This window comes from Methylobacterium nigriterrae (genome assembly GCF_037106235.1).
In the GTDB taxonomy this organism is placed as follows: Bacteria; Pseudomonadota; Alphaproteobacteria; order Rhizobiales; family Beijerinckiaceae; genus Methylobacterium; species Methylobacterium nigriterrae.
Map to the genome: position 1 here is coordinate 1 of NZ_JBAWTG010000673.1, position 311 is coordinate 311.

General features: G+C 71.1%; 1 pseudogene. It reads right to left on the bottom strand.

Features of this window, described 5'->3' with window-relative positions:
- A pseudogene (locus WDW90_RS38680) lies at positions 1-311 on the bottom strand (porin family protein); the annotation flags it as partial.

Genomic DNA, 311 nt, shown 5'->3' on the forward strand with positions numbered 1-311 from the left:
CGGCTGCCCAGCCGGTCTGGAAGTTGTCGGTCGAGCCGTTGGGCAGGCCGAACTGGCGGCCGCCGCCCGAGCCGTAGGCGAAGCCGCCGGTGCCGTAGACCAGGGTGCGGTCGAAGGCGTAGCCGAGGCGGCCGCGCACCGTGCCGAAATAGTCGAGGCCCGACAGCCCGTTCGGGTTGAACACCAGCGAGCCCGGGTTGATGCCGCCGCCCGGCACCGTGGCGAAGGCGAAGCGGTTGCGGTTGCGCCCGAAATCGACGTACTGCGCGTCGGCCTCGAAACCGATCACGAAGCCCGAGCCCGGCGTGAAC